The sequence below is a fragment of the Amycolatopsis acidicola genome (genome assembly GCF_007713735.2).
In the GTDB taxonomy this organism is placed as follows: Bacteria; Actinomycetota; Actinomycetes; order Mycobacteriales; family Pseudonocardiaceae; genus Amycolatopsis_E; species Amycolatopsis_E acidicola.
Genome location: NZ_VMNW02000010.1, coordinates 46,896 through 72,198, shown reverse-complemented (window position 1 = coordinate 72,198; position 25,303 = coordinate 46,896). Strand labels below are relative to the sequence as shown.

At 68.7% G+C, this 25,303-nt stretch carries 24 protein-coding genes; 12 read left to right on the top strand and 12 right to left on the bottom strand.

All coding sequences use genetic code 11. From position 1 onward, the window contains the following. Positions 1-39 precede the first annotated feature (39 nt). On the top strand, positions 40-828 hold the full coding sequence (locus FPZ12_RS09650) for a GntR family transcriptional regulator (RefSeq protein WP_208025813.1): 789 nt from the start codon (positions 40-42) through the stop codon (positions 826-828). 4 nt (positions 829-832) lie between these two features. Here FPZ12_RS09650 and FPZ12_RS09645 read toward each other — a convergent pair whose 3' ends face one another. The 4 genes from FPZ12_RS09645 to FPZ12_RS09630 form a co-directional block, all read right to left on the bottom strand. After that, positions 833-1,534 carry a GntR family transcriptional regulator gene (locus FPZ12_RS09645; RefSeq protein ID WP_144750784.1) on the bottom strand — a complete coding sequence of 234 codons (702 nt, stop codon included), beginning with the start codon at positions 1,532-1,534 and terminating at the stop codon, positions 833-835. 202 nt (positions 1,535-1,736) lie between these two features. Further along, positions 1,737-2,486 (bottom strand): GntR family transcriptional regulator, encoded by a 750-nt coding sequence (locus FPZ12_RS09640; protein WP_208025812.1) that lies wholly within the window; start codon positions 2,484-2,486, stop codon positions 1,737-1,739. 5 nt (positions 2,487-2,491) lie between these two features. Continuing rightward, a complete protein-coding gene (locus FPZ12_RS09635) occupies positions 2,492-3,931 on the bottom strand; it encodes an MmgE/PrpD family protein (RefSeq protein WP_144750786.1) in 1,440 nt (479 codons plus the stop codon). Continuing rightward, positions 3,924-5,138, bottom strand: coding sequence for a CaiB/BaiF CoA transferase family protein (locus FPZ12_RS09630; protein ID WP_144750788.1), 1,215 nt, complete (start codon positions 5,136-5,138; stop codon positions 3,924-3,926). Before FPZ12_RS09630 ends, FPZ12_RS09635 begins: the two co-directional genes overlap by 8 nt. A gap of 211 nt (positions 5,139-5,349) precedes the next feature. Here FPZ12_RS09630 and FPZ12_RS09625 point away from each other — a divergent pair, with 211 nt between their 5' ends. Genes FPZ12_RS09625 through FPZ12_RS09600 form a run of 6 tightly spaced genes read left to right on the top strand, consistent with a single transcriptional unit; the run spans position 5,350 to position 12,008 of the window. After that, the gene (locus FPZ12_RS09625; protein WP_144750790.1) at positions 5,350-6,255 is read left to right on the top strand and encodes an HpcH/HpaI aldolase/citrate lyase family protein; all 906 of its coding nucleotides are present in this window, start codon (positions 5,350-5,352) and stop codon (positions 6,253-6,255) included. A 26-nt stretch (positions 6,256-6,281) separates the two neighbouring features. Then, on the top strand, positions 6,282-8,219 hold the full coding sequence (locus tag FPZ12_RS09620) for an AMP-binding protein (RefSeq protein ID WP_144750792.1): 1,938 nt from the start codon (positions 6,282-6,284) through the stop codon (positions 8,217-8,219). Between the two features lie 24 nt (positions 8,220-8,243). Further along, entirely contained in the window at positions 8,244-8,978 is a 735-nt protein-coding gene (fabG, locus tag FPZ12_RS09615) for a 3-oxoacyl-ACP reductase FabG (protein ID WP_208025811.1), read from the top strand. Between the two features lie 26 nt (positions 8,979-9,004). Next, positions 9,005-9,811: an enoyl-CoA hydratase/isomerase family protein gene (locus FPZ12_RS09610; RefSeq protein WP_144750797.1), complete on the top strand. Its 807-nt coding sequence runs from the start codon at positions 9,005-9,007 to the stop codon at positions 9,809-9,811. Next, positions 9,808-11,196: an acetate--CoA ligase family protein gene (locus FPZ12_RS09605; RefSeq protein WP_144750799.1), complete on the top strand. Its 1,389-nt coding sequence runs from the start codon at positions 9,808-9,810 to the stop codon at positions 11,194-11,196. Before FPZ12_RS09610 ends, FPZ12_RS09605 begins: the two co-directional genes overlap by 4 nt. Beyond that, on the top strand, positions 11,193-12,008 hold the full coding sequence (locus FPZ12_RS09600) for an SDR family NAD(P)-dependent oxidoreductase (protein WP_144750801.1): 816 nt from the start codon (positions 11,193-11,195) through the stop codon (positions 12,006-12,008). The genes FPZ12_RS09605 and FPZ12_RS09600 overlap by 4 nt, the downstream gene beginning before the upstream one ends. A gap of 310 nt (positions 12,009-12,318) precedes the next feature. Here FPZ12_RS09600 and FPZ12_RS09595 read toward each other — a convergent pair whose 3' ends face one another. Together FPZ12_RS09595 and FPZ12_RS09590 are read right to left on the bottom strand one after the other, a co-directional pair. Continuing rightward, complete coding sequence (locus FPZ12_RS09595) at positions 12,319-13,095, bottom strand: SDR family oxidoreductase (protein WP_243769764.1); 777 nt, start codon at positions 13,093-13,095, stop codon at positions 12,319-12,321. Between the two features lie 25 nt (positions 13,096-13,120). Further along, positions 13,121-14,032: an LLM class flavin-dependent oxidoreductase gene (locus FPZ12_RS09590; RefSeq protein ID WP_144750805.1), complete on the bottom strand. Its 912-nt coding sequence runs from the start codon at positions 14,030-14,032 to the stop codon at positions 13,121-13,123. 377 nt (positions 14,033-14,409) lie between these two features. Between FPZ12_RS09590 and FPZ12_RS09585 the strand changes: the two genes are divergently transcribed. From FPZ12_RS09585 to FPZ12_RS09575, 3 genes are read left to right on the top strand one after another with little or no spacing between them, the layout of a single operon-like run. After that, on the top strand, positions 14,410-15,747 hold the full coding sequence (locus FPZ12_RS09585) for an MFS transporter (RefSeq protein ID WP_166462662.1): 1,338 nt from the start codon (positions 14,410-14,412) through the stop codon (positions 15,745-15,747). Next, positions 15,744-16,505 (top strand): SDR family NAD(P)-dependent oxidoreductase, encoded by a 762-nt coding sequence (locus tag FPZ12_RS09580; protein WP_144750809.1) that lies wholly within the window; start codon positions 15,744-15,746, stop codon positions 16,503-16,505. The genes FPZ12_RS09585 and FPZ12_RS09580 overlap by 4 nt, the downstream gene beginning before the upstream one ends. A 9-nt stretch (positions 16,506-16,514) precedes the next feature. Beyond that, on the top strand, positions 16,515-17,447 hold the full coding sequence (locus FPZ12_RS09575; RefSeq protein ID WP_144750811.1) for a quinone oxidoreductase family protein: 933 nt from the start codon (positions 16,515-16,517) through the stop codon (positions 17,445-17,447). 60 nt (positions 17,448-17,507) lie between these two features. Here the strand turns inward: FPZ12_RS09575 and FPZ12_RS09570 are convergent, their stop codons facing one another. The 5 genes from FPZ12_RS09570 to FPZ12_RS09550 all read right to left on the bottom strand — a co-directional run bounded on the left by FPZ12_RS09570 (position 17,508) and on the right by FPZ12_RS09550 (position 22,406). Continuing rightward, on the bottom strand, positions 17,508-18,206 hold the full coding sequence (locus FPZ12_RS09570) for a GntR family transcriptional regulator (protein ID WP_144750813.1): 699 nt from the start codon (positions 18,204-18,206) through the stop codon (positions 17,508-17,510). Between the two features lie 116 nt (positions 18,207-18,322). Continuing rightward, positions 18,323-19,519 (bottom strand): acyl-CoA dehydrogenase family protein, encoded by a 1,197-nt coding sequence (locus FPZ12_RS09565; protein WP_144750815.1) that lies wholly within the window; start codon positions 19,517-19,519, stop codon positions 18,323-18,325. Between the two features lie 18 nt (positions 19,520-19,537). Then, positions 19,538-19,993, bottom strand: a complete 456-nt coding sequence (locus FPZ12_RS09560; RefSeq protein WP_144750817.1) for a MaoC family dehydratase — start codon at positions 19,991-19,993, stop codon at positions 19,538-19,540. Next, positions 19,990-21,204 (bottom strand): acetyl-CoA C-acetyltransferase, encoded by a 1,215-nt coding sequence (locus tag FPZ12_RS09555; protein WP_144750819.1) that lies wholly within the window; start codon positions 21,202-21,204, stop codon positions 19,990-19,992. Before FPZ12_RS09555 ends, FPZ12_RS09560 begins: the two co-directional genes overlap by 4 nt. A gap of 26 nt (positions 21,205-21,230) precedes the next feature. Then, on the bottom strand, positions 21,231-22,406 hold the full coding sequence (locus FPZ12_RS09550; protein ID WP_144750821.1) for an acyl-CoA dehydrogenase family protein: 1,176 nt from the start codon (positions 22,404-22,406) through the stop codon (positions 21,231-21,233). A gap of 118 nt (positions 22,407-22,524) precedes the next feature. Between FPZ12_RS09550 and FPZ12_RS09545 the strand changes: the two genes are divergently transcribed. Further along, positions 22,525-22,854: a hypothetical protein gene (locus FPZ12_RS09545; RefSeq protein ID WP_144750823.1), complete on the top strand. Its 330-nt coding sequence runs from the start codon at positions 22,525-22,527 to the stop codon at positions 22,852-22,854. Between the two features lie 4 nt (positions 22,855-22,858). On the opposite strand, the gene FPZ12_RS09540 is transcribed toward FPZ12_RS09545, so the two are convergent. After that, a complete protein-coding gene (locus FPZ12_RS09540) occupies positions 22,859-23,713 on the bottom strand; it encodes an SDR family oxidoreductase (protein ID WP_144750825.1) in 855 nt (284 codons plus the stop codon). A 194-nt stretch (positions 23,714-23,907) separates the two neighbouring features. On the opposite strand from FPZ12_RS09540, the gene FPZ12_RS09535 reads away from it, so the two are divergent. After that, positions 23,908-25,266, top strand: coding sequence for an MFS transporter (locus FPZ12_RS09535; RefSeq protein ID WP_150980251.1), 1,359 nt, complete (start codon positions 23,908-23,910; stop codon positions 25,264-25,266). Positions 25,267-25,303 lie beyond the last annotated feature (37 nt).

Below are 25,303 nucleotides of genomic sequence, written 5' to 3'. Positions count from 1 at the left end.
GCTCGTAGCGTGGCGATCGCAACAGAGGACCCCGGCGAGGTGGCGCTGTTCCGTCCACTGCGCGCACCCGATATACATGATGCGATGACCGGACCGGTACGCGGCGTGACCGTGGCGTTCGCGCAGGGGGGACACCTGATGAGCTACGACCCGGCGTACGCCAAAGGGGCGGCGAACGGGCGGACACAGCTTCCTGAGGAGGTGGCCGCTCACGCCCGGGAAATGATTGTCTCGGGCGAAGTCCGGCCCGGGGACTACCTTCGCGTGGACGCGCTCCGTGACGCGCTCGGGGTGAGCAACACGCCGGTTCGCGAGGGCTTGTTCATCCTGCAGAGCGAAGGCTTCGTGCGCCTCGTCCCGCGCCGCGGGTTCGTCGTGGAGTCGTTCACCCGGGAAGACCTGCGGGACCTGTTCTGGGCGCAGTCCCAGCTGGCCGGCGAGCTGGCCGCGCGGGCGGCGAAACGGATCACTCCGGAGCAGCTCGCCCGGCTCGAGGCCAATCTCGGACAATACGAAAAAGCCTATGCGTCCGCCGACGGCGAGGCGCTCTCCCACCTGGGGCACCTGTTCCATCGTGAGGTCAACCTCGCGGCGGATTCACGCCGGCTGACACTGCTCCTAGGTTCGATCGTGAAGCAACTGCCCAACCGCTTCTACACAGCCATCACGGGCCATGTCGAGGGCACCAGGGAGGCACACCCGCTGCTGCTGAGGGCGCTGCGGAGCAGGCAGCCCCAGAAGGCGCGGAAGCTGATGACCGAGCACCTGCTCGAAGGGGCGGATCAGCTGATCGAGAGCTTGGAGCGGCGCGGCGTCTGGAACCGGTGAGCCGTCAGGAGGTGCTGGGCGAGTCCGCCCACATGCCACGCTCTTCGAGCATGCCGACGAGCTGTTCGCCGCCTTCGAGAATGTGCTCGGAAATAAGCGAGCGCACCTGGCGGGACGCCCGCTTGCGGATCGCGTCGAGGATCCGCGGGTGCGCTTCCCTCGTGCCGCCGACGTGCCCTTCGATCTGGGCGTAGAAGCGGTTGGGCAGCTGGCTGACGACAGTGCCGAGCAGCAGCGCCAGCCGGTGCGAGTTCGCCGCGAGGTTGATCTGCCGGTGGAACTGGTGCCCGAGCTCGGCGAGCTGGGCCTGGTCACCCGCGTCGAAGGCCCGCTCGTAGTCCGCGACGTTGGTTTCGAGCACCGCCAGCTGGTCGGAGGTGATGGTCTTGGCCGCGCGCGCGCCCAGCTCGCCCGCGAGCTGCGCCTGTGCCCAGAACAGGTCGCGCACGTCTTGGCGGGTGAAGGACGCGACGACGAACCCGCGGCGGGGCACCAGTTCGACGAAACCTTCACTGCGCAGGGAAAGCAGGCCTTCACGGACCGGCGTGTTGCTCACGCCGACGGCTTCGGCGATCGGCTCCATCCGGAGGAACTCTCCTGGCCGCACCTCGCCGGAGATGATGAGCTCACGGACGTAGGAGGCCACCTCTTCGGGAAGCTGCTGCCGTCGTGACCCGCGCCCGCGGACTGTGCTCGCGTCGACCATCGTTCTCTCTATACTTAATGTGATACGGGATATGTTCGGCCCATCATACGGAAACCGGGACCTGCCGTGCGGGAGCCGGGTGTACTCAGGCGCGGCGTGTTACCGATCCGACCGGAAGCAGGCGGACACCAACCGCCGGCGGACCTGCTCATAGCACCCTTTTCCGCCTTGGCTGTGGCCGGATCGGCAACGAACGGGCGTGTCACCACAGGCCGCGGCCGGCCAGGAGCTTGGTGAGGCTTTCGGCGCGCTCGGCGATGTGTTCTTCCATGATCCCGCGTGCCAGCCGGGGCTGCCGCCGGCGCAGGGCGTCCAGTACGAGTGGGTGCTCGTCGCGCGTGGCGTCGACCTGGCCTTCGATCCCGGCATAGAACCGGTTCGGCAGCTGTTTGACGATCGAGCCCAGCACCAGGGTGAGGCGGTGTGAGCCGGCGGCGAGGTTGACCTCGCGGTGGAACTGGTGCCCCAGCGCGGCCAGCCTGCCCCCGTCTCCCGCCGCGCTCGCCCGTTCGTACTCCTCGAGGTTCGCCTCCAGCCTGGCGAGCTGTTCTCCCGTGATGCTCTGGGCCGCGCGCGCCGCCAGCTCCCCGGCGAGGCGGGCCTGTGCCCAGAACAGGTCGCGCACGTCCTGGGGAGTGAAGGGCGCGACCACGAAACCGCGCCGCGGGACGAGCTGGACGAAACCCTCGCTGCGCAGGGTAAGCAGGCCTTCCCGGACAGGGGTGTTGCTGATGCCGACCGCCTGCGCGATGCTTTCCAGCCGCAGGAATTCACCGGGGCGGACCGCTCCCGAGATGATCAGCTCGCGGGCGTAGGAGGCGGCCTCCTCGGGGAGCTGCTTCCGGTGCGTGCGCGTTTCCGCCGGGATGAGGCAGCCCGCCCCCGTCCACCGCGCGGGCCGGTCCGCGTTCACGGCCTGCCCGCGCGACGGGCGGCGATCCGAAATGGACACGCCGATCAGGCGGTCCGGGCGGCCGCCGTGCCGCCGAGCGAGCGCAGGAGACCGCTGATGTCGTCGACCTTTTCCAGTTCCAGCAGTGAGCCGAGCACACTGTCTACTTCGGACTCCGTGAGGACGCCTGTGGCATTGACGCGGAACTTGGCGACCAGCTCGTCGGTGGTGAGCAGGGTCGAGGGGTCCGGGGACGGGCTGCCCTTCGGGAACCGGCGTTCGGCGCTGAACGTCGTGCCACGCGCGTCGACCTCGATGCGGGTGGGCCTGCTGGACGGGTGCTTCTCGATTTCGGTGCCCCAGTCGGGGTGCGGCTGGAAGGTGGTCTTGTCCATCACCTCGCGCACCGAGCTGCCGAACACCAGATCCGGGTCCTGCCAGGCCTTGCTGGGGGTGACACGGTGCGCGCCGACGGCGAGCCCGTGTGCGATGGAGAACTGCGCGTCGTGCACGTGGGAGATCTCGCGGTTGAGCCACACCGGGTGCAGCACCCAGGCCTCGCCCCAGGCGCGGATCGCGTCGATCTCGTCCGGTTTGATGTCGTTGGTCTCGACGATCTCGGTGAGAGCGTCCAGCGGGGCGTGCAGGATCCGGCAGTGCGGGTAAGGCTTGAGAGTCGATTCGGCGGGGAAACGCCACTCGGTGCCCAGTCCGTCGGTGAGCGTTTCGGGCACCCAGCGGCCGGTGCCGATGAACCGCCGGTAGCCGTGCTCCGCGTCGTCCAGGACCTGCAGGTCGCCGCGGTGGCCCAGTTCGGCGAAATGCGCGGCGGTCAATGCCGCCTGCACGAGCACGCCCGCGTTCAGGTACTTGATCGTGGAGCTGGGGGAGTGGGCCAGCCAGGAACGGTGGGAGTTGACGGGCGAGATGTTGGCCGCGATCGCCAGCGCGTTCGCCAGCGTGGCGGCGTCGTAGCCCTTGACCTTGCCGATCGCGGCGGTCGCGCCGAACACCGTGCTGCTGAACCCGAGCACCGGGGAGAGCGCGACTTCACCGTTCTTGGTGTCGCGCAGGTAATCCATGGCCTTGCCGAACCGGTAGCTCATCTCGTGGGAGAGCGCGACGGCCGCGATCAGTTCGCTGCCGGAGATCCCCAGGCTTTCCCCGAACGCGAGCGCGCCGGGCAGGACGTAGGGCGAGACGTGCCCCGGCGGCAGGACGGCGTCGAAGTCGAGCGCGTTCATCAGTTCACCGTTGGCGAAGGCGGCGCCGAACACCGAAGTACGGTCACCGGTGCCGAGGATCGTGGCGTCCCCGCCCGTACCCCCGGTCATCAGGCCGTACTCGATGCCGATGCGCCCGCGCGGTTCTCCGGTGGCGGCGAGCGCGCAGCCGATCGAGTCCAGCACGAGCCGCTTGCTCTCTGCTACGACCGCGTCCGGGAGATTCGGGGTTTCGGTCGCGGCGCTGAACCGGGCGAGCTGTTCGGCGAGTGTGTCAGGCATGGGTTTCCCTTTCCGCTGCGGAGGTTTCGGAGGTGTCTGCGGTGAACAGGACGCCGGCGGCGACGAGTGCGTCCACACGGGACTCGCCGCAGACCTCGGCCGCGATTTCCCGGCTGTGCTGGCCGACGCGCGGTGTGACGCGGCCGCGTTCCGGGCGTGCGCCGGAAAACCGCCACGGCGGGCGCACGAGCGCCAGGCCGTCGGTCTCGGGTTCGGTGACTTCGAGCCATTCGGTCTGCGGGTGCGACAGGTAGCCGCCCATCCCCAGTACGGGGGCGAACGGGACATCGGCCTCGCTGAGCAGTTTTTCCCATTCACGGGCGGGTTTCCGGAGGAACTCGGCCTGCACGATTTCGGCGAGTTCGAAGTAGTTGTCCCAGCGCCGCGCGTAGGTGACGAAGCGCGGGTCATCGGCGAGGTCGTGGCGGCCCATCGCTTCCAGCAACGCCAGCCAGAACTTCTGGGACGACGACAGGTGCAGGGTGATGTCCTCGCCGGAGGCGGTCTTGAGGCAGAAGTTCTGCGCCTGGGGGTGGCGGCTTTGCCGGGCCGGGTCGGTGTGCCCGTCGTCGAAGAACTGGGTGATGGCGTCGATCGTGACGGTGCTGACCGCTTCCATCATCGAGGTCTGGAGATGTTCCCCGAGACCGGAGTCCGCCCGGCCGACCAGCGCGGCGAGGATTCCGGTGGCCGTGGACAGGCCGGTCACCAGATCGGCGAGGCAGGTGCCGGAGATCTGGGCGGAACCCGCGTCGCTGAGGATCGAGTAGATGCCGCCGACGGCCTGGCCGATGGAATCGTAGGCGGCGCGGGCGCGCAGCGGCCCTCCGTCGCCGAACCCGGTGACGGAGGTGTACACGAGATCCGGGCGCAGTTCCCGGCAGACGTCCGGGCCGAGACCGAGCGCGGCGAGCTTGCCCGGCCGCAGGTTCTCCAGCAGCACGTCGAACCGCGGCAGGACCTCCTTGACCAGTTCCACTCCGCGCGGATCCTTGAGATCGACGGCGAAACTGCGCTTCCCGGCGTTGTACTGCCGGAAGTACGGGCTGCGGTCGTCCTGCGCGCGGCGGAAGTCCTCACCGGTTCCCGGCCGCTCGACTTTCACGACGTCCGCTCCGAGCGCCGCGAGCAGTGAGCTCGCGTAGGGGGCGGAGATGTAGCCCCCGAACTCGAGGACACGGATGTTCTGAAGGGGCTTTCGCCGCACCTGCTCACCTCTTCGCCTCGGCGCACCATCGTCGTGCACGTGCTTTCAGTTCCTATCACGTCGCTGTGCCGATGTGAACCCTCTGGCAAGCATCATATATTTAGCTGAATCGCCAAACATGCAGCTAGAAGCGATCTCCGCACCTGCCGTTCTTGTTCCAGCATCATATATTGTGTACTGTTGCAGCCATCTGCCGCGACGAGGAGGTATCGTGAGGCCACTGCGTTCACTGTTGTTCGTGCCGGGCCACCGGGGGAACTGGGCCGAGAAGGGGGTGGCCGCCGGCGCGGACGGGCTGATCCTCGATCTGGAGGACTCGGTTCCGCTCGACCTCAAGGCCCAGGGCCGTGCCGAAGTGGCCGCCACGATCACCCGGCTGCGGAAGGCCGGCTCGGACGTCGCGCTCTATGTGCGGCTGAACTCGCTGGACACCGGCATGTCCGGGGACGACATCGAGGCGGTCGCGATCCCCGGCCTGGACGGGTTCGTGCTCCCGAAGACCTACGGGCCGGACGACATCGTCGGCTTCGACGCACTGGTGACGCACTTCGAACGCCGCAACGGGGTCGAGCCGGGGAAGCTGGAGTTCCTGTGCTCGCTGGAAACCGCTGAGGCATATGCGAACTGCGATCGGATCGCCACCGCTTCGCCCCGGGTGGCGACACTGTTCGCCGGAACGGCCAGGGACGCGGACGTGTCGCGGTCGATCGGGTTCCAGTTCACCCCCGCCGGCGCCGAAACGATGTACCTGCGCAGCAAAGCGTTGCTCGCGGCGCGTGCGGCGGGATTGGAATTCCCGATCGTCGGCGTCTGGCAGGACCTGACCGACACCGAAGGCGCACGGAACTTCTCGCGCCAGAACCGGGAACTCGGGTTCCGCGGCCAGGTGTTGATCCATCCCTCGCACATCGCCGTGGCGAACGAGGTGTTCAGCCCCTCGCGGTTCGAGATCGAGTTCTACGAGGGCATGATCGCCGCCTTCGAGAAGGCGGAGGCCGAAGGCGCCGCGGCCGTGCGCTATGAGGACATGCACATCGACTACGCGCACATCAAGACAGCACGCGAGGTGCTCCAGTACGCCCGTCAGCTCGACGCGGCCGGCGCCGCGGCGAAGTGACCACCGGAAGTGACGAGGAGCCGATGATGCGAGGACCGGGGCCGTCCGCGGCAGCCGCCCATCCGGCATGGGTACCGGATGAGACCGTCCGTGCCCGCAGCCGGTTGCTGCGGGCGATGAAGAGCTGGGGTTTCGACGGGCTCCAGGAACTGCACGAGGCGTCGGTCGCCGATCCGGAATGGTTCTGGCGGTCGGTGGTGGAGGACCTGGACATCACGTTCACCACGCCGTTCGAGCGCGTCGTCGACGAGAGCGCGGGAAGACTGTTCCCCCAATGGTTTCCCGGGGGCCGGATCAACGCGGCGACTCTGTGCGCACACCGGCACGGCGAGAGTGACCTGGCGGCCAAGGAAGCCGTGGTCTACGAAGGAGACGGCGGTCAACGGCGGACGCTGACCTTCGGGGAGCTGAGCGCTCAGGTCCGGCGGTTCGCCGCGAACCTCGCCCAGCTCGGGGTCGGCCGTGGTGACCGGGTGGTGTTGTTCCTGCCCGTCGTGCCCGAGGCGGTCGTGGCCTTCCTCGGCTGCGCGATGCTCGGCGCGATCTCGGTACCGGCCTTCACCGGCTACGGCCCGGATGCGCTGGCGGCACGCCTTCGCGACTCCGGCGCGGTGGCGCTGGTGACCGCCGACGGCACCACGCGCCGGGGCAAGCGGGTCGCGCTGAAGGACATCGCGGACCAGGCCCTGGCGGAGTCTCCCACGGTGCGGCACGCGATCGTGGTGCGGCACCTTGCGGACGGGGTGCCGATGACCGCGGGCCGCGACGTCTACTGGGACGAGCTCCCGGTGGACCCGCCGCCCGTGCCGGTCGCCGACACCGAATCGAACGACCCGCTGACGATCATCTACACCTCCGGGACGACCGGGAAGCCGAAGGGCATCCTGCACTCGCACGCGGGATTCACCGTGAAGGCGGCGACCGATTTCGCGTACGGTTTCGACATCCACGCCGACGACGTGATCGCCTGGATCGCCGACCTCGGCTGGATGCTCGGCCCGCTGATGATCCTGGGCGGGCTGCAGCTCGGCGCGACGATCGTGCTCACCGAAGGTGTGCCCGACTACCCCGGGCCGGGCCGTCTCTGGGAGATCGCCGAACGGAACGGCGTGACCTTCCAGGGCATCGCGCCCACCGCCGCCCGCGCCCTGATGGCCCGCGGCGACCAGGATTTCGGCGACCTGAGCCGGTTGCGGGCGTTCGCCTCCACCGGCGAGGCCTGGGACTCCCCGACCTGGCACTGGCTGTTCGATCAGGTCGGCGGCTCCCGGCGGCCGATCGTGAACTACAGCGGGGGTACCGAAACCGGCGGTGGCATCCTCGTGGCCTACCCGTTCCTGCCCGCGGAACCGGCGTCGTTCAACGGGCCGCTGCCCGGCATGGACGTGGCGGTGCTCGACGCCGCCGGGAAACCGGTGACCGGCCAGGTCGGCGAACTGACCGTGCACAATACGTGGCCCGGGATGACGCACGCGTTCTGGCAGGACCGCGAGCGTTACCTCGAAACCTACTGGAGCAAATGGGACGGGGTCTGGCTGCACGGCGACCTCACGAGCGTCGACGAGTCCGGCACCTGGCGGATCCACGGCCGGTCCGACGACACGATCAAGGTTTCCGGCAGGCGGGTCGGCCCGGCCGAGATCGAGGCCGCGCTGCTCAAGGACCGGCGCATAGCCGAAGCCGCGGTGATCGGCGTGCCGGACGCCCAGCGCGGTCAACGCGTGGTGGCGTTCGTGGTCCCGCGAGGCGAGGCGGGGAATGACGACCTCGTCGCGACCGCGCTGGCCAACGTGGGTAAGGCTTTCGCCCCCTCACTGCACGTCGTGAAGACGTTGCCCAAGACCAAGAACGGGAAGATCATGCGCCGCGCGATCCGCGCGCGCCATCTCGGCGAACCGGTGGGCGACCTGTCCTCGCTCGACCCGGCCACCCCGCTGGACGCCATCCCCGCCGCGAACGCGTAGAGATCTTCGAACGGAAGGAACATCGTGGGACTGCTGCAGGACCAGGTCGCCATCGTGACCGGTGGCGGGCAGGGCATCGGCCTGGCCATCGCGGAGGCGTTCAGCGCGGAAGGCGCGCGTGTACTGATCGCCGACGTGGACGGTGACAAGGCGAAGGCGGCGGCCGGTTCGCTGAACGGCGATGCCGAAGGCCGCCAGTGTGACGTGATGTCCGAACAGGATCAGGCGGAGCTGGTCCAGGCGTGCCTGGACCGGTTCGGCCGCCTGGACGTCCTGGTCAACAACGCGGGCGTGACCCGCGACGGATACCTGGCCAAACTCGCCGGAACCGACTTCGACCTCGTGCTCGGGGTGAGCCTCAAGGGCGCGTGGCTGGGGACGCGGGCGGTCGCGCCGCTGTTCCGCAAGCAGAAGAGCGGCTGTGTGATCAACATGTCCTCGTTGTCGGGCAAGATCGGCAACCCGGGCCAGACCAACTACAGCGCGGCGAAAGCCGGCCTGGTCGGCCTGACCAAAGCCGCGGCCAAGGAGCTCGGCCCCTCCGGAGTGCGCGTGAACGCGGTGCAGCCGGGTCTGGTGCGCACCGCCATGACGCTGGCGATGAAACCGGAGATCTTCGCCGCCAAGGAGGCGGAAGTGCCGCTGGGCCGCGCGGGAGAACCGAGTGAGGTCGCGGGCGCCGCGGTGTTCCTCGCCTCTCCGCTCGCGTCCTATGTGAACGGTGCCGTCCTGGAAGTCACCGGCGGCCGGGGAATTTGACCACCCGAGAAGGAAGGCAGGAGCGGATGCTCGGCAAGTACAAGGAGTTTTCGGGCCTCACGTTCGAGAACACTCAGCCCGGCGTGCTCGAGGTGGTGTTCGACGGCCCCAATCTCAACGCGGTCGACGAGACCGTGCACACCCAGATCGCGAAGATCTGGCCCGTGATCGACGCCGACCCCGCGGTGCGCGCCGTCGTGGTCCGCGGCGCCGGCAAGGCGTTTTCGGCGGGCGGCAGCTTCGATCTGATCGAAGCACAGATCGCCGACTACGGCGTGCGGATGCGCGTGATGCGCGAGTCGCGGGACCTGTTCTACAACCTCCTGAACTGCAACAAGCCGATCATCTCGGCGATTCATGGGCCCGCCGTCGGCGCGGGACTGGTCGTGGCGCTGATGGCCGACATCTCGATCGCGGCGCGCACCGCGCGGATCATCGACGGGCACACCCGGCTCGGTGTCGCGGCCGGGGACCACGCTTCGATGGTGTGGCCGTTGCTGTGCGGGATGGCCAAGGCGAAGTACCTCCTGCTGACGTGCGAGAAGATCTCGGGTGAGGAGGCCGAGCGGGCGGGATTGGTTTCCTTGACGGTCGACGAGAGCGAACTGCTCGACACCGCGCGGGGGATCGCCGAAAAGCTCAGCAGCGGGGCGCAGGAGGCGATCCGCTGGACGAAGTACTCGCTCAACCAGTGGTACCGCCAGGCGGGTCCGTTGTTCGACGCGTCGCTGGGCCTGGAGTTTCTCGGGTTCGGCGGGCCCGACGTGGTCGAAGGTGTCGCCTCGCACCGGGAACGCCGCGCGCCGGTGTTCAAGGGTGAAGTGCACTCATGAGCCGTCCCGTCGCGGAGTTGCTGTTCCGGCCGGAAAGCGTGCTGGTGTACGGCGCTTCGTCGGATCCGGACAAGCTTTCCGGCCGTCCACTGGACTATTTGAAGAAGTACGGCTATCGCGGCAGGATCTACGCGATCAACCCGCGGCACCGTGAAGTACAGGGCGTACCCGCCTACAGCGACATCGCGGACGTCCCCGGCCCGGTCGATCTCGCCATCATCGTGGTGCCCGCGGCTTCGGTGGAAACGGCCGTCCAGCGGTGTGCCGAGGCCGGGGTCGGCGCGGCGATCATCTTCGCTTCGGGGTTCTCGGAGATCGGCGAGGCCGGACAGCCCGCGCAGCAGCGTCTGCTGGACCTGGCACGCCGCGGCGGGATGCGGCTGGTCGGGCCGAACTGCCTGGGCACGTTTTCCGCCGCGCACGGTGCTTTCGCCACGTTCTCCACGGCGTTCGACACCGAGGGGGAACGCCCGGAGTCGCCGGTCGCCTTGGTCTCGCAGAGCGGCGCCGTCGGCACGTTCACCTACAGCACGATGAACGCGCTCGGGCTCGGCGTGCGCTACTTCGCCAACACCGGCAACCAGCCCGACGTCACGGTCATCGAGCTGCTGACCGAGCTGGCCGCGCTGTCCGATGTGGACGTCCTGCTCGGGCACTTCGAAGACGGGGACGATCTTCCCGCGCTGGAGAAGCTGCTGTCCGCCGCCCAAGAGCACCACAAACCCCTGGTGCTGCTGAAATCCGGGCTCACCCCGGCCGGGGCCAGGGCGATCGGAGCGCACACCGCGAGCACGGCCGGTGACGACGACGCCTTCTCACACGCCGTCGCCGAGCACGGCGCGGTGCGGGTGGAAAGCATGGAGGAGATGGCCGATGCCGCGCTGGCCTTCACCAGTGGGCGCCGCGCCGCCGGGCGCAGGCTCACGATCGTCACCCTCAGCGGCGGTGCGGGCGCCCTGGCCACCGACGCCGCGGTACGGGCGGGCCTGGTCGTCGAGCCCTGGCATCCGGCCGATCGCGAACGGGTAGGGGAGTTGTTGCCGTACTTCGGTTCCACGGCCAATCCGATCGACGTGACCGGCTCGATGATCAACGACATCGGCATCCTGGAGAAGACCCTGCGGGTGGTCCGGGACAACGACGAGACCGACGCCGTGCTGGTCGTGCTCGGCAACGCGGACCGGGGAGCGGAGGAGATCGTGGCGACCTTGAAGGCCGCGTACCCGGAAACGGGCAAGCCCTTCTTCGTCGCGTGGACAGGCGGCAGCGGACGGCCGCGCGAGCAACTACTGGCGGCCGGAATCCCCACCTTCACCGACCCGCGCCGCGCCGTACGATCGCTCGGCCGGCTCGTGACCTACAGCCTCAGCGCGGAGAAGAAATGAGCGGAGCGGGGCAGCGGCTGGCCGGGAAGGTGGCGATCGTCGTCGGTGCCGGTCAGCTGCCCGGTGCCACGATCGGCAATGGCCGCGCCGCGGCGGTCCTGTATGCGCGAGAAGGCGCGAAGGTCGTCGCCGCGGACCGCGACCTCGCCGCGGCCGAGGACACGGTCAAGGAGATCACGGCCGCGGGCGGCGACGCGATCGCCGTCCGCGCCGATGTCACCAGCGAAGACGACCTCGTCGCGATGGTCCGCGCCTGCATCGGAAAGTGGGGCCGCGTCGACGTTTTGCACAACAACGTCGGTGTGGCGAAGGCCGCCGGGGACGCGCCGGTCACCGAGATCGAGGCGGCCGCGTTCGCCAGGATCATGGCGATCAACCTCGAAGGCATGGTGCTGGCCTGTAAACACGCCTTGCCGGTGATGTGCGCGCAGGGCTCAGGGGTGATCACGAACATCGCGTCGAACGCCGCGATCACCGACTACCCGACCGTCGGCTACCGCACCTCCAAGGCCGGCGTCGTGTCCCTGACCGAACACCTGGCCATCCGCAACGCCGAGTACGGAGTCCGGGCCAACACCATCCTGCCCGGCCTGATGGAGACCCCGATGGCGGTGGAGGCCAAGGTGGGCCGCGGCGGCGCCACCCGCGACGAGATCGTCGCGGGGCGGAACGCGCGGGTGCCGCTGCGGCGTCGCGGGGGCACCGCGTGGGACGTCGCGAACGCGGCGCTGTTCCTGGCCTCGGAAGAGGCTTCCTTCATCACGGGCGCCGCGCTCGTGGTGGACGGCGGACAGCACCTCGTCACGGGGTGACCTCGGCACAAAGTCACCGCCCGCCCGGCACTTTCGCCGGGCGGGCGGTGGCTTTTCCGGGCTACAGCGTGGTGGCGGTACCGCCGTCGACGGGCAGTACCGTGGCCGGCGAAGCCGACCGCGCTCGACGAGCCGGTGGGTTTCGGTCATGGGCAGGTGCTTGGCAATCCGGGTTTGTGGACGATGCCATCGCCGGTTGCCCGTGCGGATGCCGGGCGAACTCCCTTCCCGGCACGAACGGCGGCCCCGCCTCGGTCATCAGGGCGGCCCGCGTCACAGGGCCTCCCAGGCGGCCAGCGGCCCTCCCGGTTCAGAGCGTGGTGGCGGTACCGCCGTCGACGGGCAGTACCGCGCCGGTGACGTACGAACCCGCGTGGGACGCGAGGTAGATCGCCGCTCCCGCCATGTCCGAGGGAGACACGAAACGCTTGAGCGGCACGGGCGCCAGAACAGCGGCCTCGCCGTGCTTTTCCACCGTGCCCTTGAGCATCTTGCTCGGGAACATGCCCGGGGCGATCACGTTGACGGTGATCGACTCGCGCGCCAGCTGGGCGGCGAGGTGGCGGCTGAGCTGGTGGACCGCGGCCTTCGACGAGGAGTAGGCGTAGGTCTCGTGGTGCGGGATGTGGAAGCCGTCGATCGAGCCGATGTTGATGACCCGCGCAGGGGCGTCCGGCGTGGCGGCCTCTCGCAGGAGCGGCACGAGCGCCTGCACGAGGAAGAAGGACCCCTTGACGTTGAGGTCGAACACCTTGTCCCAGCCGGATTCCGGATAGTCGTCGAGGGTTTCGGCCCAGATCGCGCCGGCGTTGTTGATCAGGACGTCGAGCCGGTCCTCACGAGCTGTCAGCTCGGCGGTGAGGGCGCGTCGTCCTTCCGCGGTGCCGAGGTCCGCGGGAATGGCGCGGCATTCGCCGTACTGGGAGAGTTCCTTCTCGGCCAGCGCGCAGGCTTCCGCGTTGCGTGAGCAGAGGTAGACCCGGGCACCGCATTTCACGAACCCCTCGGCGATGGCCAGGCCGATACCACGGCTTCCGCCGGTCACCAGCACCACTTTGCCTGCCACGCCGAACAATTCCTCGAGCACTGTCCTCGTCCTTTCTTCGGGGTTTTCACGGCCAGCTGCGCGTCGCGACGCGTTCGAGCGTCGCCACCGCTCCGGCAAGCCCGCCGGTGTCGTAGGGCATTTCGAGGATCGCCTCGCGGAAACCCAGCTCGGCATAGGCAGCGAGGGAGTCCTTGTCGATCCCGCCTGCCCGCGGGTCCGGGCCGGGCCCGGGTTTGACGACGAGCTTCAGCTCGTCGAAGTCGCGGTGCGCGTCATCGCAGGCGTCCTTGAGCCGCCGCAGATGTCCCTCCAGCTCTTCGGGGCTCTGCTTGGCGGGAAGCCAGCCGTCACAGGAGGACGCGACCAGCCGCAGCGCGACCGGGCTGAAGCCACCCCAGAGGAACTCCACCGGCGCCGGCGCGGTAGGCGCCATCAGGAAACTCGTCGTGCGCGGCTCGTCGTCCGCGCCGCGGACGCTGTAGTCGCGCCGGCCGCGGGCGAGCAGTTCCCGGATCTCCGCGATGGCCTTCTTCGCCCGGGTGGCGCGATGTTCGAACGGAACACCGATCGCGTCGTACTCCTCGCGTAGCCAGCCCGTGCCGACGCCGAGCGACACCGGGCGGCCCGTCAACCAGGAGACCGTCGCGAGCTGTTTGGCGATCAGGACCGGGTTCCGCAGCGTCAGGATGAGGACGCTGGTGCCCAGCCGCGCGGTGGGCAGCGCGCCGGCGAGCCAGGTCAGCTGCAGCAGTGGGTCGAGCCACGGTGTGTCCGCGCGGAACGGCCGGGCTCCGTCCACAGTGTGCGGATAGACCGAAGAACTCTTCTCAGGCAACAACACGTGGTCGCCGACCCACAGCGTCTCGTAGCCGAGTTCCAGCGCCCGGCGGCTCAGCTCCAGCAGTGCGGACGGGGTGAACTCCGGGCCGGCCAAGGGGAGCCGGACGCCGACAGGGATAGGGGAGGAGCTGGGCATGGGGGTCCTCCGGTGTCGTGATGGGACAGCGCGCTGCCCCGGAAAAAGAAGTTAGAACATTATATATGATCGGTGATGCCAGAAAAAGGGGACATGAGAGGTTCCCTTCCGTGGTTCGAGCATTATATATTGAGCTGCGAACGGGCCGGACGAGCGGCCGCGAGGCGATGCCATGGACCGGCCCACGCCAGGGCTCTTCGGGTGTCGTTCTCCTCCGCCCGGCGGATCGTACGACCTGCAGCCAAGGTGCCACGGCCCGCACGGGCTCATCCCGTGCCGGGAATCGCCGGTCAGCGGTGATCCCGGCGCCACAAGGCTTCCCGTCCAGCGGCCGACCGCGACGCGAAGTCGTCCTTCCATCCGTGAATGAGGAACAGATGAGCATACAAGGACGTATCTCACCCGCCGCCACTACGACGGCCACGCCCCGCCGGGGCCGGATCCTGGTCGCGTCGGTCGCGGCCCAGTCGATCGAGTTCTACGATTTCCTGATCTACGGCACTGCCGCTTCCCTCATCCTCAACAGTCATTTCTTCCCGTCGGCCGATCCGGTCGCCGGTGTGCTCGCGTCCTTCGCGACGTTCGCGGTCGGGTTCGCGGGCCGCCCGGCCGGCGCGGCGATCTTCGGCCACTTCGGGGACAAGGTCGGCCGCAAGCCCGCGTTGCTGGCCGCGCTGATCCTGATGGCGGTGTCGTCGACGCTGATCGGGCTGCTGCCGACGTTCGCCACCCTGGGCGTGGCCGCCCCGATCCTTCTGGTGTTCCTGCGGGTCCTCCAAGGCGTCGCGGTGGGCGGGCAGTGGGGTGGCTCCACGTTGCTGTCGCTGGAGCACGCGCCCGCGAACCGGCGCGGTCTGTTCGGCGCCATCCCGCAACTGGGGGTGTTCGTCGGGATGATCAGCGGCACCCTGGTGTTCCTGTTGATGACGACCGTCACCACCGCCGAACAGTTTTCGAGCTGGGGGTGGCGGGTGCCGTTCCTGCTCACCATCGTGATGTTCCCGCTCGCGTACTACATCCACCGCTACATCGAGGAGACGCCCGAGTTCCGCCGGGCCGAAGCGGTGGCGAAAGAGGGCACGAAGAAGCGGTCGTCCGTCACGACCGTGCTGCGGCACCCGAAGCAGGTGCTGCTGGTCGCGTTCACCTACGTGTCGGCCACGATCAGTTTCTACGTGATCGTCACCGGGATGCTGGACTACGCCACCCGGGATCTGCACATCCCCAAGAGCACGGTGCTCACCGCGGTGATGCTGTCGATGATCGCGTGGGCGATCAGCACGCTCGTGTTCGCCTGGCTGTCGGACATCGTGGGGCGGCGGGCGATCTTCGCGGCCGGTGTCGTCTTCTCCGGAGCCTGGTCCTTCGCCCTCTTCCCTTTGGTGGAAACCCGCAGTTTCCCGCTCATCCTGCTGGCCGCCGCGGTGGGCCAGATCGGGGTCGGGGCGATGTTCGGGCCGGGTACCGCGATGTTCAACGAGATGTTCCCGTCCGGTACCCGGTACTCGGGCGCGTCCATGGGCTACCAGTTCGCCAACGTCCTGGGCGGCGGGCTCGCCCCGTTCATCATGGTCGCGCTGCTCGCGGGTACCCACATGACCGCTTCGGTGTCGATCTACGTCGCCGCCGCGTCGCTCGTCAGCGTGATCGCCGTTTCCTTCATCCGGGTACCGAAGCCGGAAGTGGCCGTCACCACCACGGAGAGCGCCGGATGACCGATGATCGCGTGGCATTGGTGACGGGCGGGGCGGGTGGCCTCGGCGTGGCGATCGCGGAATGCCTGGCGCGGCAGGGAAGTACCGTGGTGCTGGCCGATCTCGACCGCGACGGCGTCACCCGCCAAGCTGAGGAGGTGTCCCGGCGCACGGGCGCCCCGGTCACCGGATGGGCCTGCGATGTGTCGTCGGATGCGGAAAACCGTGCCCTCATCGGGAGAATCGGTGAGACGTATGGTCGGCTCGACCAGTTGGTCAACAATGCCGGGCGGGCTCAGCGCGGTCGGTTCGGCGAGATCGGCGCGCGGGACTGGCACGATGTCATGGCGGTCAACGTCTGGGGTGCCGCGTCGCTGTGCCAGGCCGCTGCCGGGCTGTGGCGGGAGTCCGGGGACGGTGCTCAAGTCGTCAACATGTCGTCGCGGACGTGGCTGGCCGGCGGACCGGCGGCCTACGCGTCGTCGAAGGCGGGCGTGGTCGGCCTGACCCGGGCGCTCGCCGTCGAACTCGCGCCGTACGGGGTCACGGTGAACGCCGTCGCTCCGAGCACGGTGGTGACGCCGATGGTGCGAGGCGGGAAGACGGACGAAGAGCTGGAAGTACATCTCGCTCGAGGCCGGGCGCGGACCCTGCTGCCGCGGTTGGCCACGGCCGAAGATGTCGCCGAAGCGGTGGCCTTTCTCGCCTCGCCCCGTGCCGGTTTCATCACCGGGGAAGTGCTGCACGTCTGCGGCGGTGCCCAGCTCGCGCCACAGTGAAAGGAATTCATGAGAGCGATCGGTTTGACCCGCTTCGGCGGACCGGAAGTCCTGGAGCCACTGGAGTTGCCCGAACCGCGGGCGGGAGCCGGGCAGGTCCGGATCCGCGTCCACGCCGCGGCAGTGAATCCCACGGACACGATGACCCGCGGGGGGACGCGGCCCCAGGCGGACCCGCCGCCGTACGTCCCGGGGATGGACGCCGCGGGTGTCATCGACCAGATCGGCCCTGGCGCGGAGAGCAGGTTCGAACTCGGTGAGGCCGTGGTGGCGCTGATCGCGCCGCAGGGAGCATACGGTGCTTACTCCGAGCGGATCGTCGTCCCGGCCGAGTCGGTGGTTCCCGTCCCGGCGGGTGTCGATTTCGTGCGGGCGGCCACTTTTCTGATGAACAGCATGACCGCGCGGCTGGCACTGGACGCGATGGGACTGTCCACAGGGGACACTCTCGCGGTCACCGGCGCCGCCGGGGCGTTCGGTGGTTCCGTGGTTCAGCTGGCCAAAGCGGACGGCCTCCGTGTGATCGCCGACGCCAAGGACGGCGACCGCGAACTGGTCCGTGAGCTGGGCGCCGACGAGGTGGTCGAGCGCGGCGACGGCGTGGCGGCCCGGATCCGGGAACTGATACCCGGCGGGGTACCCGGCCTGGCCGATGGCGCGTTGCTCAACGAGCGCGCGGCCGAGGCCGTGGCCGACGGCGGCACACTGGCGACGGTGCGCGGCTGGCAGGGCCCGGCCGGGCGTGGCATCAAGGTGTTCCCGGTCTCGGTTCGGACCGCGGTCGGCGATACCGCAGGCCTGGCAAGGCTGGTCAAGCAGGCGGAGGAGGGCGCGCTGAGCTTGCGCGTGGCCAAGGTGTTCCCGGCCGAGCAGGCCGCGGAGGCGCACCGGCTGCTCGAGGCCGGCGGCGTGCGCGGGCGCCTGGTGCTGGACTTCGCCTGAGGGGTGTCCTCGGCGTCTGGTCGATGGGCGCGCGAGCGAGGCTTCCAGGATGCCCCGACGTCAGGCGGATGCCGCGTCGGCCCAGATACCGCGCTCGTCGAGCAGGCCGATGAGCGCGTCCGCGCCTTGCAGCATGTGGTCGGCCATCAGGGTTTGCGCCTTGCGCGCGGCGCGTTTCCTTGTCGCTTCGAGGATCTGCAGATGCAGCTCGCCGGTGTGGGCCGTGCGTCCCTCGAAACTCGCGTAGAAGCGATTCGGCAGCTGGCTGACCACCCCGCCGAGCAGCAGCGCGAGCCGGCGCGACTGGGCGGCCAGGTTGATCTGCCGGTGGAACTGGTGCCCGGCGCTCCCGATGCGCTCCTCGTCGCCCGCGGCGACGGCGTTCCGGTAGTCCTCGACGTACTGTTCGAGGTTCGCGAGCTGGTCACCGGTGATGTTCCTGGCCGCGCGGGCGGCGAGTTCTCCCGCCAGCTGGGCCTGCACCCAGAACAAGTCGCGGATGTCCTGTGGGGTGAAGACCGCCACGACGAACCCGCGCCGGGGAACGAGCTGGACGAATCCTTCGCTGCGCAACGCGAGCAGACCTTCGCGCACCGGGGTGTTGCTGACCCCGACGGCTTCGGCGATCGGTTCCACGCGAAGGAACTCGCCCGGCTTCACCTCGCCCGAAATGATCCGCTCGCGGACGTAGGACGCCACCTCCTCGGGAAGCTGCTGGTGCCTCGGCCCGCGGCCCCGAACCGCCACCGCGTCGGTCATCGTTCCTCCCGCTCCGCGTGGATGTAGCGAAGATCCCGCGTTCCCACCTTACCGAAGACAGTGCATCATACGGAATATTGTCGCCATGGGTGCCGGGGCACCCATGGCGAGCGGGTTCAGGACCGTGACCGGTATTCGCGCAGCAGGCCCTTGCTGATGATGGTCTTCTGGATTTCGCTGGTGCCCTCGCCGATCAGCAGGAACGGTGCCTCACGCATGAGGCGCTCGATTTCGTATTCCTTGGAATAGCCGTAGCCGCCGTGGATGCGGAACGCCTCCTGGGTCACCTCGGCGCAGTACTCCGAGGCGAGCAGCTTGGCCATGCCTGCTTCGACGTCGTTGCGCCGTCCGGCGTCCTTGAGCCGGGCGGCGTTGACCATCATCAGGTGCGCGGCCTCCACCTTGGTCGCCATTTCGGCGAGTTTGAACGCGATGGCCTGGTGCCCGGCGATCGGCTTGCCGAAGCTCCTGCGCTGCTGGGCGTACTCGATGGCCAGTTCGAAGGAGCGGATCGCGATCCCGCACGCGCGCGCGGAAACGTTGACGCGGCCCACTTCCACGCCGTCCATCATGTACGAGAAGCCTTTGCCGGGCGCTTCGCCGAGGACCTGTGTGGCCGGGATACGAAACCCGTCGAACACCGCCTCGGTGGTGTCGACACCCTTGTAGCCCATCTTGTCGATCTTGCCGGGAATGGTGAGCCCCGGCACGACCTCCCCGTAGCCCTCGGGCTTTTCCACGAGGAACGTCGTGAGGTTCTGGTGGGACTTCTCCGCCCCCTCGTCGGTCCGGGCCAGCAGCGCGATCAGGTTCGACGTCCCGCCGTTGGTCAGCCACATCTTCGCGCCGTCGATGACGTAGTCGTCGCCGTCGCGTTTCGCGCGCGTCTTGATGGCGGCGACATCGGAGCCCAGGTCCGGCTCCGACATCGAGAAGGCGCCGCGAACCTCACCGGCCGCCATGCGAGGCAGGTACTTCTGCTTCTGGGGTTCGGTGCCGTGCTGGCGCAGCAGGTAGGCCACGATGAAATGGGTGTTGATCACGCCGGAGACGCTCATCCAGCCGCGCGCGATCTCTTCGACCACGAGCGCGTACGTCAGCAGCGATTCGCCGAGCCCGCCGTAGTCCTCCGGGATCATCAGGCCGAACAGGCCCATTTCCTTCATCCCGTCGACGATGTCCGCCGGATAGGCGTCGGCGTGTTCGAGCTCTTGCGCGTGCGGGATGATCTCCTTGTCCACGAACACGCGCACGGTCGACAGGATTTCCTGCTGGACGTCGGTGAGCCCGGCGGTGCGGGCGAGTCGGGTCACGTTGGGTTCTCCACGGGGTCAGGGCAGCAGCAGCGTGAGCGTCTCGGCCACACAGGCCGGTTTGCCGCCGGTGTCGGATTCGATGGTGTAGCGGGTCCGCAGTTGCGTACCGGCCGCGACCGGGCGGAGTTCGAGGAACTGCGCGCTGGCGCGAACCTGCGCGTCCACCGGTACTGGGGAGGGGAAGCGCACCTTGTCGAGCCCGTAGTTCACCCTGGCGCCGCCGAAATCGAAGCGGAATAACTCGCCGCCGAAACGTGGGATGAGCGACAGTGTCAGGTATCCATGCGCGATGGTGCGGCCGTAAGGACCGTCGGCCGCGCGCCCCGGATCGACGTGGATCCACTGGTGGTCCCCGGTGGCTTCGGCGAACGCGTCGATGTGGTCCTGGCGGATGGGGAACCAGGGGGTGGGCCCGAGTGTGGTGCCGAGCGCGGCTTCGAGATCGCCACGGGCAGGGAACACCGTCGTCATCCGGCGACCCGCTCGAAGATGGCCGTGAGGCCCTGGCCGCCGCCGATGCACATGGTTTCCAGGCCGTAGCGGGCTTCCCGGCGGTGCATTTCGCGCGCGAGGGTGGTCAGGATGCGGGTTCCGGTCGCGCCGACCGGGTGGCCGAGGGAGATACCCGAGCCGTGCACGTTCAAGCGCTCGAAGTCGGCCTCGCCGAAGCCCCATTCCCTGGTGCAAGCGAGTGCCTGCGCCGCGAACGCCTCGTTGAGCTCGATCAGGTCCACATCGGACATCTTCAGCCCGGCCCGTTCCAGCGCTGCCTGCGAAGACGGGACGGGGCCGATGCCCATGACCTTCGGCTGCACCCCGGCCACCGCCCAGGAGACCAACCGGACGAGCGGGCGCAGACCCAGCTGTTCGGCGCGCTCGCGATGGGTGACCACGCACAGTGCGGCAGCGTCGTTCTGGCCGCTGGCGTTGCCCGCGGTCACTGTGGCATCAGGGTCCTGCTTGCCGAGCACGGGCGAGAGCTTCGACAGTGATTCGAGAGAAGCGTCGGCACGCGGGTGCTCGTCGGTGTCGACGACGGTTTCGCCTTTGCGGGTCTTGATGGTGACGGGGACGATCTCGTCGGCGAACACGCCGGACCGTTGTGCCGCGACCGCACGGCGGTGAGAGGTGAGAGCCAGCTCGTCTTGTTCCTCGCGGGTGATCGAGTACTCGCGGCGAAGGTTTTCGGCGGTCTCCAGCATGCCGCCCGGCACGGGGTAGTCCCGCCCGCCGGCGGTGACGCGCCCGCGTGCGAGTCCGTCGTGCAGCTGCACTCCGTTTCCCTTGACGCCCCAACGCATGCTGGTCGAGTAGAACGCGACGTTGCTCATGCTTTCGGCGCCGCCGGCGACGACGACTTCGTTGACGCCGGCGGCAACTTGAAGCCCTGCCTGCAGCACGGCCTGCAGACCCGAGCCGCACCGGCGGTCGACCTGCATTCCGGGAACGGTCACCGGCAGGCCGGCGTTGAGCGCGACCACCCGGCCGATCGCCGGTGCGTCGCTGTTGGGGTAGCAGTGGCCGAGCACGACGTCTTCGACGGCGGCCGGGTCGAGCCCGGTGCGCTGGAGCAGACCCCGCAGCGCGACTTCGCCGAGTTCGGCGGCGGTCAACGCCTTGAGGCTGCCGCCGTACCGGCCGATCGGGGTGCGGATCGGTTCGCAGATCACGACTTCACGCATGTCTTCAGTCCTTTTCGTATTCGTGCTCAGCGGCCTGCGGCCGTGGAGGACTTGACCAGCGAGCCGCCGATGATGAGGCGCTGGATTTCACTGGTGCCCTCGTACAGGCGGAGGAGGCGGACTTCGCGGTAGATGCGTTCGACGGGGACTTCGCGCATGTAGCCGGTGCCGCCGTGGATCTGGACCGCCAGATCGGCGACCCGGCCCGCCATTTCGGTGCAGTACAGCTTCGCGGCGGAGGGCGCGACCCGGCGGTCGGCGCCGCTGTCGTAGGCGATGGCCGCGTCGCGGACGAGCGCGCGCCCCGCGGCCACGCCGGTGTACTGGTCGGCGAGCATGGCCTGGACGAGCTGGTGGTTCCCGACCGGGACCCCGGCTTGAGTGTTGGCAGCGGCGTACGCGACGGACTCGTCGAGCGCGCGCTGGGCCGAGCCGACGGCCAGCGCGGCGATGTGCACCCGGCCTCGGGCCAGTGAGGTCATCGCCGCGCGGTAGCCGACTTCTTCGGAGCCGCCCACGAGCGCGGCGGCCGGAACGCGTACCGAGTCGAAGTGGACGTCGGCGGTCCAGGCGCCTTCCTGGCCCATTTTCGCGTCCTTCGGGCCGACGCTGACACCCGGAGTGTCGGCCGGCACGAGGAACACCGCGATCCCCGGGTCCTTACCCGCGGGCTCCCTGGTGCGCGCGAACGCGATGAACAGGTCCGCGACCGGGGCGTTGGTGATGAACCGCTTCTGCCCGTCGAGCACCCACTCGTCGCCGTCCCGGCGGGCGCGGGTGCGTAGTCCGGCCGGGCTCGATCCGGCACCGGGCTCGGTGAGTGCGAAGGAGGCCACCACCTCGCCCGAGGCGATGCGTTCGAGCCACTGCTTCTTCTGCTCGTCGGTACCGAAGTTCACCAGCACCTGGCCGGCGATTCCGTTGTTGGTGCCGAACATCGAGCGCAGCGCCAGGGTGGTGTAGCCGAACTCCATCGCGAGCTCGACGTCCTGACGCAGGTCCAGTCCCAGCCCTCCCCACTCGCCGGGGATCGCGTACCCGAACAGCCCCATCCCGGCGGCGGCGGCCCGCAGGTCGTCCGGCATCCGATCCGCCGCCATGATCTCGTTCTCCCGCGGCACCACGTCCTCCCGGACGAAACGCCTCACCTGGGCGAGGATCTGCGCGAAGTCCTCCTCGCCGACCTTGTCGCTCATGGCCATCGAACCGGGCCCCCTTCAGCTGCGTGTCAGTGTCCGACTGACGATATAAGATGGATAATATATCTACAACGACGCTGTGGCGGAGAACCCGCCTGCCGAGTAGGGAGACGGCGATGAGGTGGACCACGTAATGCCCCGGCTGGCGATGTTGAACGCCGCGCTGGCGAGGGTCGGGGCCGTGGTGTTGCCGGACCTCGACGTGGGCACGCCCGGTACGGATGCGGTGGCAGCGGCCCTGGCGCGCTCGGCGGAGCCGCGGGCGGTGGAAACGGCCCTCGGCGCCGTTCCGCTTCTCCATGTGCGAGAACACTTGCGCGGCCTTCGGGACACCAGCCCTGAGGAGTTCGAGCTGGTGCGGTCGTTCGTGCTGGCGGCCTATCTGGCCTGTCCCGACACGTGGCGCGTGCCCGGCCTGGCGCGGGGTGGCAGGCCGGGCACGAACTCCTGACGTCTCAGTGGTTCGGGATCGCGGCGGCGGGGGTGAGCTGCAGTTCGTGCGTCCAGCACGAACGGTCCTGGCGGTGCAGGTAGTGGAAGGCGTCCGCGATGGCTCCGGGGTCGATCAGCAGCTCGGGGTGCTGGGCGAACTGGTCAAGGGCCCGGGTTCCGGGGGAGTCGATGAAGCCGTCTACGACCACGTTCGCGACGTGCACGCCGAGCGGTGAATACTCTTCGGTGAGCGCCTGGGCCAGTGCCCGCATCATCGTCCTGGGGTAGTAGAGCGATTCGCCGGTCGCGCGGCGCCTGCCGCGGAGCGAATACTGGTTGTTGGAGAAGAAAACCGAGCCGTGGCCTCGCTCGCGCATCGCGGGCAGGACCTGCTTGGCGACCAGGAACGGCCCCTTGCACGCGGTCGCGAGCGCGATGTCGAAGAGTTCGTCGGGGAAGTGTTCGAGCAGTTCCTGCTCCGGCGGCAGTTCGCGGCCAGCCATGTAGCCGGCGTTGTAGATCAGCACCTCCGGATCGCCGGCCTGTTCGCGGATGGTGGCGAACGCTTGCGACACCGACTCCGGCGAACCGACGTCGAGCTGCACCGCGAGCGAACTCCCGCCCGCTTCGGCGATCGCGTCCGACAATTCCTTGGTGTTGTCGGGATGGCGGCTGGTGAGTACCACCAAATGGCCGGACGAGGCGAACGTCTGGGCCAGCGCGCCGCCGAGTCCCCACCGGGTCATCGCGGGCAGGGCGCTTTCGTCGAGGTCGTGGCCGTGGATGAAGACCGTGTTCCTGCCTTTGGCCTGCCATTTGGACGTCGCGCCCACGATCACCGCGACGGGCAGCCGGTCCGGGTTCGGGTTGTCGCTCACTAGCACTCCAGTATCCGGTTCGGTCTCTTCGCCCGCGGGGACGGTCGGGCCACGGGCCTTGACTGCAATCTTCAGTATTATATATTAAGCTTGGTTTTCGGGGTTCCGGTCGGCGACGGCCGTCCCGGGCAGCCTGGCCCTCCCGCCCGCGTTCTTCCGGGCGGCTCAAAGTCGAGAGACAGGATCTGAGTTCAATGCCGATCTCGGAAAACGGCGGTTCCACCCGGCAGGTGGACCCGGCGCGGGAAGATCCCGCGGCCCATGGCGCGGGCGGACGGTCGTTCCGCCGCATCGCCTTCGCGAGTCTCATCGGGACATTGATCGACGGCTATGACTTCGTGCTGTACAGCGTGGCCGCCGCTCTGGTGTTTCCCAAGGTGTTCTTCCCCTCCTTGGGCGGCGCGGCCGGGACGATCGCCTCCCTGGCCACGCTCGGTGTCGCGTTCGTCGCCCGGCCGATCGGCGCGCTCCTGTTCGGGCATTTCGGTGACCGGCTCGGCCGGAAAAGGACGCTGATCTGGGCCATCCTCGGGATGGGGATCGGCACGACACTGATGGGGCTCATCCCGTCCGCGAACACCATCGGGGTGGCCGCGCCCATCCTCATCGTGGTCCTGCGTGCGGTGCAGGGCCTGGCGGTCGGGGGTGAGTGGGCCGGCTCGGTCCTGTTCGTCACGGAGCACGCGCCCCAGCAGCGACGCGGCCTGTATTCGATGTTCCCGCAACTGGGCCATTCCCTGCCGACGGCGCTGTCCCCGGCGATCCTGCTGCTCGTCGGTGTCCTCTCGACGCCGGAATCCTTCATCGCCTGGGGATGGCGCGTGCCGTTCCTCGCCGGTGCTGTCCTGGTCATCGTCGGGCTGTACATCAGGCTCAAGGTGGAAGAGACACCGGTCTTCGCGAAAAGCAAGCAGCGCGGCCAGACCGGGGTCCCGATGCTCGAGGCGTTCAAACACCAGTCGTGGACGATGCTGCGCGGGATCGGCGTTCCGCTCACCACGATCACCTTCGTCTACGTCGCGCAGTCGTTCGTCTCGAACTACGGCGTCGAGCACCTCGCGCTGTCACGCAACCAGGTGCTGGCCGTGAGCGCGCTGTCCGGGCTTTTCTACGCGGCGTTCACCGTGCTGAGCGCGTTTCTCTCCGACCGTGCCGGGAGGCGGAGGGTGATCGGGGGCGCGCACGTGCTGGGGGTGGTCTGGGGCGTGCTGCTGTTCCCCGTCCTGAACCTCGGCACGTTTCCCGTCTACGCGGCTGCTCTGTGTGTGACGATGGCGATCGCCGGACTGGCCTACGGAGCCGTCGGCGCGTTCCTCCCCGAGCAGTTCCCCACCAGGTACCGGTACACGGCGGCGGGTTTCTCGTACCAGCTCACCGGCGTGCTCGGCGGCGGGCTCGCGCCCCTGCTCGCACCGGTCATCATTTCCTCTTACGGGACAACGACCTTCGGAGTGGTACTGGGCGTGCTGTGCGCCCTCGCCGCGGTCTGCACCTTCTCGTTGAAGGACAGGGCGAACGAGAGCATGGACTGGAATGACCCGGACCAGCGCTGAGCAGAGCGCGTTCTTCGCGCCAGGACAGGAATCGCTG